Below are 14,158 nucleotides of genomic sequence, written 5' to 3' on the forward strand. Positions count from 1 at the left end.
AAAACGGCAAGGCCGCTATGTTCTAAATAGTGGATTATTTTGTCAGCTTCAAGAGCTTGATTTCGAACTTGATCAAGATCATGCGGTGACGCCGCAGCGACACAAGCGCTAACTGGAGGTTTTATAGTAGCGATTGCCATAATAGCGTCGGCTTTCCCGCTCGCGCTTATATGGGCTATCGCCACCGACACGCTGCGTGCAATTAGTGAACACAGTCGGGTTCCTGTCAGTTGGTCTGTCGCACCAGACAAGTGGACTAACACTCCCCGAGTTGGCGCAACCTGTAAGGGTCATGGCTCCAAGAACCAACGCTGACAGAGCTAATTTCATTTCATCTTCCTCGAACACTTCTGTCATGAGAACAAACCACCGCCGGATTAATGAGCGGGTGGTTTGTTTAAACTGTGACAGATTCAATCTTTGAGAATGGCTTCAATTTTGTCGAGTACGTCATCCTTGCCGATACCGGTAAGGAATGCCAGCGTTGTAATAGCGGGCTTGCCAAGGTCTTTTGGCAGTTGCGCGGTTGATACGACGAGATCGACGTCTGCCAGATGACTGGCAACCTCAGTGGTTTTGCACTGCCGGGTTGCGATGCTTATGCCGCGCTTTTTCAACGCATCTTCAACCGCATGAGCAACAACGGTCGACGTGGCAATGCCGGTGCCGCAAGCAAATAGTACAGTCTTTGGCTTAGTCATTTATGCCCCCTGATTCACGCCTACAACTTAGCCGAGTAAGCGCGAGACGTCTTCCACGGATTTCGATTGAATCAACGCCTCAATGGTTGCGGGCGATTGAATTGCACCGGCGATTTCCTGAAGCATTTCCACCTGCTTGTCCTTATCATTAAGAGCCATGAGAAAGACCAGCCTGACGGGTAGCTTCTCTTCCGGATCTTCCATATTGGCAAACGCCACAGGTTGAATCAGCGTCGCAAATGCCAAGCCGGGTTTTAGAACATGCTCCGGATCGGTATGCGGAACGGCAACATTGTTATCGCCACCAAGCGGCAATCCCGTCGGCAACTGGGCTTCCCTTGCCAGCACAGCGTCAGCAAAGCTAGATTTGACGTATCCAAGAGAATGGAGCCGCTCGGCCAGAAGCCTTATGACCTCTTGGTCAGTTTCAGCCTTGACCCCGAGAATAATCGCTCCGGGGTCAAGATAGTTCATCAAGGCTTGCGCCATTTGGCTACTCCACTCAATGTGTCTCAGTTGGTTTCATTGGCCTCATCGCCAGCTCCAGCTGCCCGTTCCCAAGCAGCTGTGTTGCGACGGTAAGCCCAGAACGCACCGGCAATAATCACAGCCAATACCGCAAGACCAAATGCTCCCAGATTGTTGATAAGCGCTATGACGACATAGGGTATCCAAAGGAAACCATCGACCACGCTTGTGATCTGGACAGCGTTTTCAGGCATCTGGAAACCTGAAGATTGTGCAGCTGCTGTAAAGAGCGGTGCAAGCGCATTGGCGACGTAGAAGCCTACAGCCAGCGTGAATGTGCCAACTATCACCATCCGGAAAACATTTCCCCTCAACAGTGGCGCCGTCATTGCGACGATAAAGGGAATGACCGCCAGATCGGCAAACAGAATCACGCGATTGCCGGGCAGGATTACCGAAAGGATGATCGCGATCGGCACAAGGATCAGCGACGATGAAATTGCCGCTGGATGCCCGATCAGAATTGCCGAATCGAGACCAACAAGCAATTCGCGATCGCCTGTCCGTTTACGTACAAACTCCTGCGCTGCGTCCGATACCGGTAGCAGACCTTCCATCAGGATTTTAACCATACGTGGCAAGAGCAGCATTACCGCGGCCAGAGTCATGCCGGTCTGCAAGACTTTGGTGAGAACGACGCCGAAATCACCGGCATTATAGTAAGCGATGATGCCGAGCACCAAACCAATAATCAAGCCGAGAATGACCGGTTCACCGAAGACGCCAAAGCGCTTTTCGAATGTTTCCGTACTAAGTTCAATCTTGTTGATGCCCGGAATGCGATCCATGATCCAATTGAGCACGATAGCGATTGGCAATATCTGCGCAGATGCGAGATGCGGCACGGAAATGCCTGGAATACCGTAGAATCTTTGCACAGCCTTTGTCGACCAATCAGCGAAAAGCAGGCAAAGCGCAACCATCAGCGCAGCCACGATCAACCCGTAAACAAGGCTATTGGTTGCCGCGACAGCAAGCGATCCGATAAAGGCAAAATGCCAGAAATTCCACACGTCAACATTCAGCGTGCGGGTCATTCGGGTCAAAAGCAGGACGATATTGACAGCAATCGCGATCGGAATCACCCAAAGCCCGACTGAGGACCCAAAGGCGATTGCCGCAGCCGATGGCCAGCCCACGTCAACAATATCCCGCTTGATCCCGGTATTGGTTACGATGGCCTTTGCTACGTCGCCAATGGATGTGAGCATAAGCCCCAAAACGAGATTGATACCGATGAAAGCCACACCGATTGTGACAGCAGCACGAAAAGCTCTGCCGACCTTGGCGCCCAATATCAAAGCGATAATGAATATTACAATAGGCAACAGAACCGTTGGCCCCATTGCGTCGACCGCAGCCTTGAGGCCGCTCAAGAAACTGTCCATTATTTCCTCCCCCGCGATCCTCCTCGATCGCTCCCAAGCAGAACTTTTGCATTCTGCTATGTATTAATGTTCAGCACAGCTCCATTATCAAGTCAATAACTTCATCAGGGCACACCCTGAACGTGTCCCACTTGCTCGTAAAAAAACTGCCAGTTTTCAAAAAAAGTTAGACCGAACTCAAACGGTTATTTGGTCCGAATGAAGTTTTCGAGGGGGAAAATCGAACAAGTCTCAGTGCCATGTGCAAGCAACTTCCCGTTCTTATCCCTGAGAAACGCTTCGGACGTCGCCAACGTACGTCCACGATGAATGAGCCGCCCCTCGCAAAATACCATACCCATGCCTGAATTTAACGGGCGTACCAGATTCACCTTGAATTCTGCGGTTGTATAGGCTTCGCCCGGCTTCAGCGTGGTCATGACACAGCAAGCCAGAGCAGAATCCATCAACGTTGCAATCCAACCGCCATGTACACCGCCCATCGGATTAAGGTGTTCGGTGGAGGGCAGCCCTTTGAAGACTACACGATCCTGCTCTACTTCATGAAGCGTAAAGGAAAGTGTCTTGGCAATGTGCGGAGCCGGATATTCGCCGCGCAGCATTGCCTGCAACATCTCCAGACCACTGCGTACGGCCAGGTCTCCAAGCGGGAGCTTTCCTACTCCAGCCGGAAAATTGATAGCATCGACATTATCATGACTCATGATGAACCGGCCCTTTGTCGATGGACTGGCTCTGTCCATCGCTGTTTTTCAATGATCTTGCTATGGCGTTCAGAAAGCCGTCGCGTGCTTCAGGTGGCTTTTGCGCCCTGGGTTCCCACACATGCCGCGTGAAGAAAAAACTGGTCAAACGAAATGCGTCGCTGATCTCTGCCATCGACATGGCCCGAATGCTGGAGTTGACCATAAAAGGCGGCATGGCCAGCAGCTTGTCTGCCCATGGGGCACCGGCATCGCGAGATACCGCCCTACCCGATTTGGGAGACACGTAAGTCAGATCGCTGGCAACACCGGTCGCGGCACATTTTTCCAGATCAAGGCCAAAGCCGAGTTCTTCCAGCATCAACACCTCGAAACGCAAAAGCAACTCGCCAGCGATCATCGTGTCTTCGCAATGTTCAAGAATGACAGAAAGAATTTCGAAAAGGTTCTGATGGGGATCGCGTTCCGGCAAAAGGCGAAGATGTGATGCAGCAAGCTGCAAACCATAGAGGGCAACTGGCTGTTCGATGAGGCGCGCGGCAGAAAAGCTGACAGGCTCGACCTGCATCATGCCAAGATGCTCATCCATACGAGCACGCCAGATGACATCGACACGATTTCCGGCCTGTAATAATGGCTGCATACGGCGCGAACGTCCACCACGCACAAGGCCAAGGTGGCGACCGTGATCACGGGTCATCAGTTCAAGGATAGCGCTGGTTTCCCCGTGCCGCCTCGTTCCGAGGATTATGCCTTCGTCTCGCCATTCCATAGCCGAGACTTGGCGCTATTATTGCGGAAATTCAAGTCCCATTTCGCGGTAACGTTCCGGATCATTGCCCCAATTGTCACGAACCTTGACGAAAAGGAACAGGTGAACCTTCTGGTCGAGGATTTCCATCAATTCCTTGCGCGCTGCCTGACCAATGGATTTGATAGCCTGACCTTCATGGCCCAAAACAATCTTTTTCTGGCTATCGCGCTCAACGTAAATGACCTGCTGAATACGAACTGAGCCGTCCTTCTTTTCTTCCCAGCTTTCGGTTTCCACTGTGGAAGAATAGGGCAATTCATTGTGAAGCCGCAGATAAAGCTTTTCGCGGGTGATTTCCGCAGCGAGCATACGCATGGGCATATCGGAAATCTGATCTTCCGGATAATACCACGGACCTTCAGGCAGGTTTTCCGCCAGATATTTCAGCAGATCCTTGCAGCCATAGCCCTTTAGCGCAGAAATCATGAAGGTCTGATCAAATTTGACCTTTTCATTGGCTTTCTTGGCCAATTCAAGCAGCATTGGCGCTTCGATACGGTCAACCTTGTTCAGAACCAATATGACTTTGCGCTTCTTATCCCGCAGGCTGTCGAGAAGAATTTCGGCTTCATCATCAATGCCCTGCTCGACATCGATCAGAACCAGAATGAGATCAGCATCCTTGGCACCGCCCCATGCGGTCGTCACCATGGCACGGTCAAGACGGCGCTTTGGCTTGAAAATGCCGGGCGTATCGACCAGCACCATCTGTGTCTGTTCGTGAATCACAATACCGCGAACGAGTGCACGCGTCGTCTGCACTTTATGCGTGACGATTGAAACCTTGCTACCGACCAGCTGATTGACCAGCGTCGATTTGCCGGCATTTGGAGCACCTATCAGGGCGATGAAGCCCGAGCGCGTCGGAACAGCCTGTTCGGCTTCACTGGCGGGCGTTTGATCTTGTTCAGTCATTTTTTATGTCTTCCTGCGTCTTCTGACGAACGCCTTCACGATAAAGCAATGCAATGGCAGCTTCTTGCTCCGCCAAACGTTTGGAACGGCCTTTACCTATCGCCGGTTCAAAGCCCTTTACCATAACCCGGATCGTAAATTGTGGATCGTGATCAGGTCCCGTTCGTTCAACGACATTATACAAAGGCTGGGCACCATTTTGTTGATGTGCCCATTCCTGCAATTCTGTTTTGGGGTCGCGCTGAGCGGAATTGCTTCCTTTCGAGCGCGCATCCCAGTATCGCTCGATGAAAGGTTGCGCCGCTTCGAGCCCGCCGTCCAGATAAATCGTTGCGATCAATGATTCAATGACATCTGCACGCAGGCTTTTGAGCCGTTTATCCGCCAGTCCTTTTACGTCAGAACCTGTCTTTATGAATTCATGCAAGCCGATTTCGTCTGCAACAGCAGCGCAAGTATCGGCGTTTACCAGCGAATTCAATCGCAACGACAATTCACCTTCGGCAGCTGTCGGGTAGGCGCGGAACAACAGGTCCGCGATCACCAAACCAAGCACCCGGTCGCCCAGAAACTCGAGCCGTTCATAGTCCGAACCAGCCGACGACCGCGCACTGGAATGGGTTAATGCGCGCTCAAGACGTCCAAGATCACGAAATACATGTTTCGTTTTTTCTTCCAGCTTGTGAACAGAGTCGGCGGACAGGCTCATCGTCAGATCAATTGCCCTGCTCAGAGTTTGGTGCTGCGTTGACGCTGTGCAACAAACGGTTGAACCTCAGTTCAGATGGCCAGCGCCACAGTTCAAGCGGGCTTGCCTTTCCGGCAATCGAGAAGAAGATAATATTCGCACGACCGATGAAGTTTTCAAGCGGAACATAGCCCACATCAAAACGACTATCACTGGAATTATCGCGATTATCGCCCATCATGAAATAATGTCCGGCGGGCACCACAAACTCGCGCGTATCATCGCCAACACCATTAGGGGTCAGGTCAAGCGTATCATAGGTGATGCCATTCGGCAGGACTTCGCGATAAACGTCCACCGGCCCCTCCGCTTCGGTGATATCCGGATTGTCAATCTGGCCTACCTTTTCGCGAGGTACGGCAACATCATTGATGTAAAGCACACCGCTGCGCATTTGAATCCTATCGCCCGGCAGACCAATCACACGCTTGATGAAATCAAGCGACGTATCATTTGGCTTGCGGAATACGGCGATGTCGCCACGCTGGGGATCACCACTCCATATACGGCCAGAAAACAGATCCGGCGCAAATGGGATCGAATATTTCGAATAGCCATAGGAGAATTTCGAAACGAAGAGATAGTCGCCCTCCAATAAGGTCGGGCGCATCGAGCCAGAAGGAATGTTGAATGGCTGGAACAGTAATGTCCGAATTACCAGCGCAAGCAGGAGCGCCTGCACGATGACGCTGACCGTCTCGCCAAGACCACCAGAATTTTTCACAACAGCTTTATCGCTCACGCTTCTCATATCTCCAAAAACAGAATGTGCCCCCTCTTAACCGCTGAGGGCTCGAGGAGCAATGCCGCCAATTGCCCTTTGAATACGGCTATTCTTCGATTTTCAACGCCTCGATAATCACGAATGCTTGTGCCAGGGGAAAATCGTCAGTGATGGTCACATGAATATGTGGGGCAAATCCCGCAGGAATGAGCTTCGTCAGACGATCTGCAGCGCCATTGGTCAATTTCATGGTCGGCGCGCCGCTTGGAAGATTGACGACACCCATATCGCGCCAGAAGACGCCCTGTGCCAGACCGGTGCCAAGAGCCTTGGCGCAGGCTTCCTTGGCTGCAAAGCGCTTCGCGTAAGATGCAGCTCTTTGTTTGCGACGCTCGGATTTTGCCTGCTCAACAGGCGTGTACACCCTGTCGATGAAGCGCCTTCCATGGCGTTCAAGGGTTTTCTCGATCCGCCTGATATCGATCAAATCGCTTCCGAGGCCGACAATCATGTGGTCTCAGTAATCTTTTGCAGTTGAGCAACCGGGCGTCTGCTTTGAAAACTCGCAACCGCCCAACGGATGGGTAAATAGGCGAGCGCTGCCGCTGCCAACCCAAGCGGAATAGCCCCGATCAGCATCGGCTCAATGAGAGGATGCCATAAAACGCCAAAGTCCAGATGACGCAACATGCCCCCAAGGTGCGGCGGCAATGGATCGCCACTCAGGCTGCCGGTCATGACGAAACGACCAACTTCGAGCGTTGCGGCCCAAATGAAAGGCAAAATCAAAGGGTTGCCCAAAGTCGTTCCAATAACCGCCGCAGCAATATTTCCCCCGACCAGCCAGGCGATCGCCAGCGCTATGGCAATATGCACGCCGAGAATGGGAATAAAGGCGGCAAATATTCCGCAGGCAAAACCTATTGCGATAGAATGCGGCGTGGCACGCAAACGTAGGACTCGCTTGCCGAAATAGCGCAAAGACCGGCTGATCGAGCGGCGCGGCCATAGCGCGAGGCGAAGCCGCTCGCGAAAGCCGGGAACATTGCGCTGCCTGAAGAGCATTTTGGTTTGGTTCCTCTTATCCACACAGGAATCCGGTGGGACTCGCGGCGGATAGTTGTTCGATCAAATATTGCGGCTACCCGGTTTAACGGGCGGAATTGCGGCAAGTTCCGGTGGAAGCTTGTCGGCAGGATAAGCCGGAACTTCATATTCCGCCAGTGCAATCAGTGGAACACCGACATCGCTCTTGCCAGCAGACCTGTCGATGATGCAGGCGGCAGCCACGACCTCAGCACCCAATTCCTGCAAGCAGGATACTGTTTCGCGAATGGAGAGGCCCGTCGTCACGATATCCTCAACAATGACAACGCGAGCACCCTTGGCGATCTCAAAGCGGCGCAGCTTGAACGTGCCGTTTTCGCGCTCAATCCAGATTGCCGGAATACCAAGATGGCGAGAGGTTTCATAGGCTGGGATAATGCCACCGATTGCGGGCCCAACGACATAATCAATATGCCCGAGACCTGCGTTTTTGATCTTCTCCGCAAGCCCACGACATACACGTTCGGTCTTGTCAGCGTGCATGAACACGCGTGCTTTTTGTAGAAAAACCGGGCTGCGCAGGCCCGATGTCAAGATGAAATGACCTTCCAAAACCGCACCGGCTTCGCGAAAAACGTCTAAGACTTCATTTGTGTTCATGCTTTCCCCGCAAACTGTTTGGGCTTGAATAGAATTGCTATCCGTTGACGCGCTGGGCATCGCTGACGCAATTGCTCTCTTTGAGCTTCGACAATATTCGATTGAGATGTTTCAGGTTCCAAACCTCAAGATCAACGATCATCTGGGTAAAATCCGGTGCCGAACGAACCATCGAAAGATTGTGAATATTGGTCTCGTTCTCTGCAATAATTTGGGCGATCTCGGCCAGCGAACCCGGCGCGTTGATTGCCGAAATATTGATGCGTGCGGGAAAACGGTCACGACGACTCTCATCCACATCCCAGCGAACATCGATCCAGCGCTCTGGCTGATCGTCATAGGCCATCAAAGCTGAAGACTGGATCGGATAGATTGTCATGCCTGAACCCGGTTGAAGTATGCCCACAATGCGATCCCCCGGCACCGCGCCCTCAGGCGAGAAATGCACGGGCATATCATGGCTTGCGCCCCGGATCGGCAATGCTTGCGGACCGCCCGGCTCGGCCCCTTCCGGCATTTTGAAGATCATGCCCGAAGTATTGCGGAAGTTTACCCAGCCCTCTTCACGCTCGGTAGCAGTTGGCTTGACCTTTGCGTCCTGATATTCTGGATAGACCGCCTTCATCACATCAGAAGAAGGTAGTTCGCCGCGCCCCACGGCGGCAAGGACGTCATCGAGTTCCTTGCGGGCAAGCCGCGGCAAGCCCTTCTTCAATTCATCCCGCGAATAGACCTTCCCTGCCCGCTCAAAGGCGCGCTGCAGAATCTGCATCCCCAATCCGGAATATTGTTTGCGCACCGCAAGGCGCGTGGCACGCCGAATGGCAGCTCTGGCCTTTCCGGTTACAACAATACCCTCCCAGGCGGCAGGCGGGGTCTGCGATTTTGAACGAATGATATCAACCTCATCGCCATTTTGCAGAACAGTCATAAGCGGCATGATGCGGCCATTGACCTTCGCGCCAACACAGCTATCCCCGATATTGGTGTGAACAGCATAGGCAAAGTCGATTGGCGTTGCCCCACGCGGCAAGGCTATCAAGCGGCCTTTTGGTGTAAAGCAGAACACCTGATCCTGAAACAATTCAAGCTTGGTATGCTCAAGAAACTCTTCCGGATTGTCCCCTTCTGCCAGCGCTTCGATCGTTTGTCGTAACCACGCATAGGCATTGGTCTCTGTAGAGATCACATGCGGATTGTGCGCACTACCGCGATCCTTATAGATCGAGTGCGCAGCAACGCCATACTCGGCGATGTCATTCATCTCGCGGGTGCGAATCTGCAATTCAACGCGCTGACGCGAAGGACCAACGATGGTTGTATGAATTGAGCGGTAATCGTTCTGCTTGGGCGTTGAGATATAGTCCTTGAAGCGCCCCGGAACCATTGACCAGGTTGTATGGATAATACCCAGCGCATTATAGCAATCGGCCACAGTATCAACAACGACCCGAAATCCAAAAATATCGGACAGTTGCTCGAAAGAAAGTCCCTTGCTTTCCATCTTGCGGAACACAGACCAAGCCTTCTTCTGCCGGCTTTTAACGCTGGATTTGATCCCATGCTTTTCGAACAGGCTGGAAAGATCTGACTCGATCTGTTGCAGGGTAGCGCGGTTCTTCTCCATCAATTCGGCAAGCCGGTTTGTGACCGCATTGAAGGCTTCCGGGTTAATATAGCGGAATGCCAACTGCTCCAGTTCCTCACGCATATCCTGCATACCCATGCGGCCAGCCAGCGGCGCATAAATATCCATTGTCTCTTCCGAGATACGCAGACGCTTGTCTTCCGGCACATGATGTAATGTGCGCATATTATGCAAACGGTCGGCGAGCTTGACCAGAAGAACGCGCACATCGTCGGAGATAGCAAGCAAAAGCTTGCGCAAGTTCTCCGCTTGAACAGCTTTCTTGGAAACAAGATCAAGCTTTTTAAGCTTTGTCAGCCCCTCAACAAGCTTACCGATATCCGGCCCGAACAGAGTATCAATCTCTTGGCGGGTCGCTGACGTATCTTCAATCGTGTCATGCAGGAGCGCGATCGCGATGGTCGCCTCGTCCAGATGCATGTCCGTCAGGATAGCGGCGACTTCGAGCGGGTGGGAAAAATAAGGATCGCCCGATGCGCGCTTCTGGTGTCCATGCTTCTGCATGGCATAAACATAGGCTTTGTTGAGCAGCGCTTCATTGACGTCAGGCTTGTAACGCTGGACACGCTCGACAAGCTCATACTGACGCATCATGGACGGGCACCTCACACACGGAAATTCAAATACATACTGAACAGTATGCAACCTATATGGTAATTAAATTACCAAGACACAAAAATAATGCGCCGCAGAAACTGCGACGCATCAAAAGCCAAAATTGGCTGACTATCGTGCTTTTGCGCGATATTTGATTAGTAATCGTCGCTTTTTTCCGGGGCCACCAAGCCCTCGATACCGGCCAACAATTCTTCTTCGGACATTGAGTCGAATGAAACATTGTCATCGTCGGCAGATACTGTCTCGGCGACCTGACCTTCAATGGCAGCAACCGGTACAGAAGCAGCAGCTTCGGGTTCGTCAACTTCAACATGCTTCTGCAAGGAATGAATAAGGTCTTCCTTGAGATCGCCGGGAGAAAGTGTTTCGTCTGCAATCTCGCGCAGGGCAACAACCGGATTCTTATCGTTGTCGCGATCAATAGTGATCGCAGCGCCTTGCGAGATCAGGCGGGCGCGATGGCTGGCAAGCAGAACCAGTTCAAAGCGGTTCTCTACCTTGTCAACGCAATCTTCAACAGTGACGCGGGCCATGAACTGCCCCTTTCATTTTTAAACGAATTAGCGGATTACTGCGGACATAACGCGGTTGCTGGCAAAAAACAAGCAAAAGCGCATCAGAGATTAAATGCGACCAATCGCACCAACCGGAAATCCAGCGCATTTTGAACACATCTGTCTAGTTATGTGTACAAAATTGCAATGCGGGGTCTTGGCTTTTCTGTGAACTCGACGTACTTAATATATCAGACTTTCGTATAAGATCAGATCGGGCTACTTTACAAAACAAGCTCATTTGAAATTGACGCTCAGATTTTTGAAATGGAACCTTATTATGTTTGACCCCCGCGAAAAGATCGTCTTGTTCATTGACGGTGCAAATCTCTATGCCGCCTCCAAGGTACTAGGATTTGATATTGATTATCGCAAGCTTCTTACATCTTTTCAAAAGCGCGGATACTTATTGCGGGCTTATTATTATACAGCGTTGGTTGAAGACCAAGAATATTCTTCAATTCGTCCTTTGATCGACTGGCTCGACTACAACGGATACAAGGTTGTAACAAAGCCTGCCAAAGAATTTACCGATTCTGCTGGCCGCCGTAAGATCAAGGGTAATATGGACATCGAACTTGCTGTCGATGCTATGCAACTTACTGAGACAGTTGACCACTTTGTTATCTTCTCCGGCGACGGTGATTTCCGCTCTCTCGTAGAGGCGCTACAGCGTAAAGGCCGCAAGGTAAGCGTTGTTTCAACACTTTCTACACAGCCGCCGATGATCTCCGATGAATTGCGTCGTCAGGCGGATCACTTCATTGACCTGACTTCATTGCGCAGCGAGATCGGCCGCGAAGCTTCCGAGCGCGCACCACGTCAGCGCGTCGAAGAAGAACAAGTCGAATATTAAGCCCATAAAACCCGGGCAAGAAAATGCCGCATGGATATCCGTGCGGCATTGTGCTTTTTAACGGTTATGAGTGTCGAACCCTCCCCCGATTGCCCGATTTGCCAGCGTTTACATGACTTTATCGCCGAATGGCGAATAAAGGAGCCAAGCTGGCACAACGCCCCAGTGCCGACATTTCTGCCTGTCGGAGGGGTCGATTCCGTAAAGCTTTTGATTGTTGGTCTTGCGCCCGGAGTACGTGGTGCCAACCGCACGGGGCGGCCATTCACCGGCGATTATGCCGGCGATCTGCTTTATGGCACATTATCTGAATACGGATTCTCGCGCGGAACATTCGCAGCTCGGCCCGATGATGGCCTTGAGCTGATCAATGCATCCATCACAAATGCTGTCCGATGCGTTCCGCCGGAAAATAAGCCGGTGGGCGGAGAAATCAGCAATTGCCGCAGGTTTTTGACGCCTACGATAGAACAATTCACCAATTTACGGGCGATTGTTACACTGGGCACCATTGCGCACCAATCAACGATCCGGGCATTTGGGCGACCGGTAGCGAAATTTCCCTTCAGCCATGGCGGTCAAAACGACATCGGCAATATCCGTATTTTCTCAAGCTATCATTGCTCGCGCTACAACACCAATACGGGACGTTTGACGAGCGAAATGTTCAGAAACGTCTTTGCTGAAGTCAGACACTATCTTGATGATATTGCTGGGTAATTTTGATTTAACCGCGATCACGCAGAAGCCGTGACTTCTCACGGTTCCAGTCGCGTTGTTTTTCCGTCTCGCGCTTATCATGCAGCTTTTTGCCGCGGGCGACCGCAATCTCCAGCTTCGCCCTGCCTTGATCGTTAAAGTAGAGCTTGAGAGGCACGATGGTCATGCCTTCGCGATCCACCGACTGACCGAGTCGTGACATTTCACGCTTGCTAATCAATAGCTTACGATGGCGGCGCGGCTCGTGGTTGAAGCGGTTTGCCTGAAGATATTCCGGAATGTAAGAGTTAATAAGCCAGAATTCACCGTTCTCGAAACTCGCATAGCTTTCGGCAATGTTTGACTGGTTGTTACGGAGTGATTTGACCTCCGTACCAGCCAGGACAATGCCAGCCTCAAGCGTGTCGAGAATCTCGAAGTTGAAGCGCGCTTTACGGTTTTCGGCAATGATTTTGCGAACCGTGATGGGTTTTGAAGCAGATTTTGGCTTGTTCATGCAATTTATATGGGATTCCGGACCTTAATTAACCAGTCCTGCATGCCGCATGGCCTGATCAAGACGGGCAGCGGTCGCGGCCTCGACTTGAACCATTGGGGAACGCAGAGCGTTGTGCATCTTTCCCAGCTGAGATAGGGCATATTTGGGACCGCTTGGATTTGGCTCAATGAACAAAGCCTTATGCAATGGCATCAATTTATCTTGTATTTCCAATGCCTTAGTGTAGTCACCGTTAAGCGTTGCAGCCTGAAATTCAGCGCAAAGGCGCGGCGCAACATTGGAGGTTACAGAGATACAGCCGACACCACCATGGGCATTGAAGCCCAAGGCAGTCGCATCTTCACCCGACAGCTGGATAAAATCTTTGCCGCAGGTCAGGCGCTGCTCGGACACACGTTCTATCTTGCCGGTCGCATCCTTGACACCTGCTATGTTCTTGAAATCATTGGCAAGCTGGCCCATTGTCTCCGGTGTCATGTCAATGACGGAGCGGCCCGGAATATTGTAAATAATAATGGGCAGCGACACGGATTCGGCAATGGCCTTATAGTGGGCATAGAGACCGCGCTGGCTCGGCTTGTTGTAGTATGGCGTGACAACCAGAATAGCGTCCGCACCGGCTTTTTCAGAAAACTCAGCCAATTCAATGGCTTCTCGGGTATTGTTTGACCCGGCACCGGCGATAACCGGCACTTTTCCGGCGGCTTCCTCAATGCAAACCTCCACAACACGCTTATGTTCGGCATGGGAAAGCGTTGGAGATTCGCCTGTGGTTCCAACGGGAACGAGACCATTCGTTCCCTCAGCTATCTGCCAGGAAACGAAGCTGCGAAAGGCTTTTTCGTCAAACGCACCATCATCGAGAAATGGCGTGACGAGTGCAGTAATTGAGCCTTTCAGCATGGGAAACTCCAGAATAACAAAAAATTGTCCCCTTTCCGCTACCGGAAAGAAGGTGGCGCACCATAGTCGGATGAGCCTTATGGCACAAGTTCATTTGCGTTATGTAAATCATCAACCTCGAGCAACCATTT

Annotated in this window: 18 protein-coding genes; 2 read left to right on the forward strand and 16 right to left on the reverse strand. The window is 51.8% G+C overall.

Annotated features, from left to right (window positions below; genetic code table 11):
* Window positions 1–108: 108 nt before the first annotated feature.
* The 14 genes from ACYJL1_RS13955 to rpoZ all read right to left on the reverse strand — a co-directional run bounded on the left by ACYJL1_RS13955 (window position 109) and on the right by rpoZ (window position 11,028).
* Window positions 109–330, reverse strand: coding sequence for a hypothetical protein (locus ACYJL1_RS13955; RefSeq protein WP_460895942.1), 222 nt, complete (start codon window positions 328–330; stop codon window positions 109–111).
* A gap of 83 nt (window positions 331–413) precedes the next feature.
* Complete coding sequence (locus ACYJL1_RS13960; protein ID WP_460895943.1) at window positions 414–701, reverse strand: PTS sugar transporter subunit IIB; 288 nt, start codon at window positions 699–701, stop codon at window positions 414–416.
* 27 nt (window positions 702–728) lie between these two features.
* On the reverse strand, window positions 729–1,190 hold the full coding sequence (locus tag ACYJL1_RS13965) for a PTS sugar transporter subunit IIA (RefSeq protein WP_460895944.1): 462 nt from the start codon (window positions 1,188–1,190) through the stop codon (window positions 729–731).
* Between the two features lie 23 nt (window positions 1,191–1,213).
* Window positions 1,214–2,617 (reverse strand): PTS galactitol transporter subunit IIC, encoded by a 1,404-nt coding sequence (locus tag ACYJL1_RS13970; protein ID WP_460895945.1) that lies wholly within the window; start codon window positions 2,615–2,617, stop codon window positions 1,214–1,216.
* Window positions 2,618–2,802: 185 nt separating this feature from the next.
* Window positions 2,803–3,321, reverse strand: a complete 519-nt coding sequence (locus ACYJL1_RS13975) for a PaaI family thioesterase (RefSeq protein ID WP_460895946.1) — start codon at window positions 3,319–3,321, stop codon at window positions 2,803–2,805.
* The gene (gene recO / locus ACYJL1_RS13980) at window positions 3,311–4,093 is read right to left on the reverse strand and encodes a DNA repair protein RecO (RefSeq protein ID WP_460895947.1); all 783 of its coding nucleotides are present in this window, start codon (window positions 4,091–4,093) and stop codon (window positions 3,311–3,313) included. The genes ACYJL1_RS13975 and recO overlap by 11 nt, the downstream gene beginning before the upstream one ends.
* An 18-nt stretch (window positions 4,094–4,111) precedes the next feature.
* On the reverse strand, window positions 4,112–5,050 hold the full coding sequence (era, locus tag ACYJL1_RS13985) for a GTPase Era (RefSeq protein WP_460895948.1): 939 nt from the start codon (window positions 5,048–5,050) through the stop codon (window positions 4,112–4,114).
* Window positions 5,043–5,759 (reverse strand): ribonuclease III, encoded by a 717-nt coding sequence (rnc, locus tag ACYJL1_RS13990; protein WP_460895949.1) that lies wholly within the window; start codon window positions 5,757–5,759, stop codon window positions 5,043–5,045. The genes era and rnc overlap by 8 nt, the downstream gene beginning before the upstream one ends.
* A 7-nt stretch (window positions 5,760–5,766) precedes the next feature.
* On the reverse strand, window positions 5,767–6,549 hold the full coding sequence (gene lepB / locus ACYJL1_RS13995; protein ID WP_460895950.1) for a signal peptidase I: 783 nt from the start codon (window positions 6,547–6,549) through the stop codon (window positions 5,767–5,769).
* 79 nt (window positions 6,550–6,628) lie between these two features.
* Complete coding sequence (gene acpS / locus ACYJL1_RS14000) at window positions 6,629–7,033, reverse strand: holo-ACP synthase (RefSeq protein ID WP_460895951.1); 405 nt, start codon at window positions 7,031–7,033, stop codon at window positions 6,629–6,631.
* Window positions 7,030–7,587, reverse strand: coding sequence for a DUF2062 domain-containing protein (locus tag ACYJL1_RS14005; RefSeq protein ID WP_460895952.1), 558 nt, complete (start codon window positions 7,585–7,587; stop codon window positions 7,030–7,032). Before ACYJL1_RS14005 ends, acpS begins: the two co-directional genes overlap by 4 nt.
* A gap of 63 nt (window positions 7,588–7,650) precedes the next feature.
* Window positions 7,651–8,229, reverse strand: a complete 579-nt coding sequence (gene pyrE / locus ACYJL1_RS14010; protein ID WP_460895953.1) for an orotate phosphoribosyltransferase — start codon at window positions 8,227–8,229, stop codon at window positions 7,651–7,653.
* A 37-nt stretch (window positions 8,230–8,266) separates the two neighbouring features.
* On the reverse strand, window positions 8,267–10,471 hold the full coding sequence (locus tag ACYJL1_RS14015; protein ID WP_460895954.1) for a RelA/SpoT family protein: 2,205 nt from the start codon (window positions 10,469–10,471) through the stop codon (window positions 8,267–8,269).
* A 158-nt stretch (window positions 10,472–10,629) separates the two neighbouring features.
* Window positions 10,630–11,028: a DNA-directed RNA polymerase subunit omega gene (gene rpoZ, locus ACYJL1_RS14020; protein ID WP_460895955.1), complete on the reverse strand. Its 399-nt coding sequence runs from the start codon at window positions 11,026–11,028 to the stop codon at window positions 10,630–10,632.
* A 301-nt stretch (window positions 11,029–11,329) separates the two neighbouring features.
* Between rpoZ and ACYJL1_RS14025 the strand changes: the two genes are divergently transcribed.
* On the forward strand, window positions 11,330–11,905 hold the full coding sequence (locus tag ACYJL1_RS14025; RefSeq protein ID WP_460895956.1) for a LabA-like NYN domain-containing protein: 576 nt from the start codon (window positions 11,330–11,332) through the stop codon (window positions 11,903–11,905).
* 66 nt (window positions 11,906–11,971) lie between these two features.
* Window positions 11,972–12,625 (forward strand): uracil-DNA glycosylase, encoded by a 654-nt coding sequence (locus ACYJL1_RS14030; protein WP_460898044.1) that lies wholly within the window; start codon window positions 11,972–11,974, stop codon window positions 12,623–12,625.
* A gap of 7 nt (window positions 12,626–12,632) precedes the next feature.
* On the opposite strand, the gene smpB is transcribed toward ACYJL1_RS14030, so the two are convergent.
* Window positions 12,633–13,121: an SsrA-binding protein SmpB gene (smpB, locus tag ACYJL1_RS14035; protein WP_460895957.1), complete on the reverse strand. Its 489-nt coding sequence runs from the start codon at window positions 13,119–13,121 to the stop codon at window positions 12,633–12,635.
* A 24-nt stretch (window positions 13,122–13,145) separates the two neighbouring features.
* A complete protein-coding gene (dapA, locus tag ACYJL1_RS14040) occupies window positions 13,146–14,027 on the reverse strand; it encodes a 4-hydroxy-tetrahydrodipicolinate synthase (protein ID WP_460895958.1) in 882 nt (293 codons plus the stop codon).
* Window positions 14,028–14,158: the final 131 nt, after the last annotated feature.

The sequence above is a fragment of the Phyllobacterium sp. K27 genome (assembly GCF_054796155.1).

Bases quoted from the DNA above. Each gene is read 5' to 3' on its own strand.
- smpB (WP_460895957.1), bottom strand. From the start codon at position 13,121: ATGAACAAGCCAAAATCTGCTTCAAAACCCATCACGGTTCGCAAAATC.
- rnc (WP_460895949.1), bottom strand. From the start codon at position 5,759: ATGAGCCTGTCCGCCGACTCTGTTCACAAGCTGGAAGAAAAAACGAAA.
- recO (WP_460895947.1), bottom strand. From the start codon at position 4,093: ATGGAATGGCGAGACGAAGGCATAATCCTCGGAACGAGGCGGCACGGG.
- ACYJL1_RS13955 (WP_460895942.1), bottom strand. From the start codon at position 330: ATGAAATTAGCTCTGTCAGCGTTGGTTCTTGGAGCCATGACCCTTACA.
- lepB (WP_460895950.1), bottom strand. From the start codon at position 6,549: ATGAGAAGCGTGAGCGATAAAGCTGTTGTGAAAAATTCTGGTGGTCTT.
- ACYJL1_RS14030 (WP_460898044.1), top strand. From the start codon at position 11,972: ATGAGTGTCGAACCCTCCCCCGATTGCCCGATTTGCCAGCGTTTACAT.
- ACYJL1_RS13965 (WP_460895944.1), bottom strand. From the start codon at position 1,190: ATGGCGCAAGCCTTGATGAACTATCTTGACCCCGGAGCGATTATTCTC.
- ACYJL1_RS13960 (WP_460895943.1), bottom strand. From the start codon at position 701: ATGACTAAGCCAAAGACTGTACTATTTGCTTGCGGCACCGGCATTGCC.
- ACYJL1_RS13975 (WP_460895946.1), bottom strand. From the start codon at position 3,321: ATGAGTCATGATAATGTCGATGCTATCAATTTTCCGGCTGGAGTAGGA.
- pyrE (WP_460895953.1), bottom strand. From the start codon at position 8,229: ATGAACACAAATGAAGTCTTAGACGTTTTTCGCGAAGCCGGTGCGGTT.
- ACYJL1_RS14005 (WP_460895952.1), bottom strand. From the start codon at position 7,587: ATGCTCTTCAGGCAGCGCAATGTTCCCGGCTTTCGCGAGCGGCTTCGC.
- ACYJL1_RS14015 (WP_460895954.1), bottom strand. From the start codon at position 10,471: ATGATGCGTCAGTATGAGCTTGTCGAGCGTGTCCAGCGTTACAAGCCT.
- rpoZ (WP_460895955.1), bottom strand. From the start codon at position 11,028: ATGGCCCGCGTCACTGTTGAAGATTGCGTTGACAAGGTAGAGAACCGC.
- ACYJL1_RS13970 (WP_460895945.1), bottom strand. From the start codon at position 2,617: ATGGACAGTTTCTTGAGCGGCCTCAAGGCTGCGGTCGACGCAATGGGG.
- dapA (WP_460895958.1), bottom strand. From the start codon at position 14,027: ATGCTGAAAGGCTCAATTACTGCACTCGTCACGCCATTTCTCGATGAT.
- ACYJL1_RS14025 (WP_460895956.1), top strand. From the start codon at position 11,330: ATGTTTGACCCCCGCGAAAAGATCGTCTTGTTCATTGACGGTGCAAAT.
- era (WP_460895948.1), bottom strand. From the start codon at position 5,050: ATGACTGAACAAGATCAAACGCCCGCCAGTGAAGCCGAACAGGCTGTT.
- acpS (WP_460895951.1), bottom strand. From the start codon at position 7,033: ATGATTGTCGGCCTCGGAAGCGATTTGATCGATATCAGGCGGATCGAG.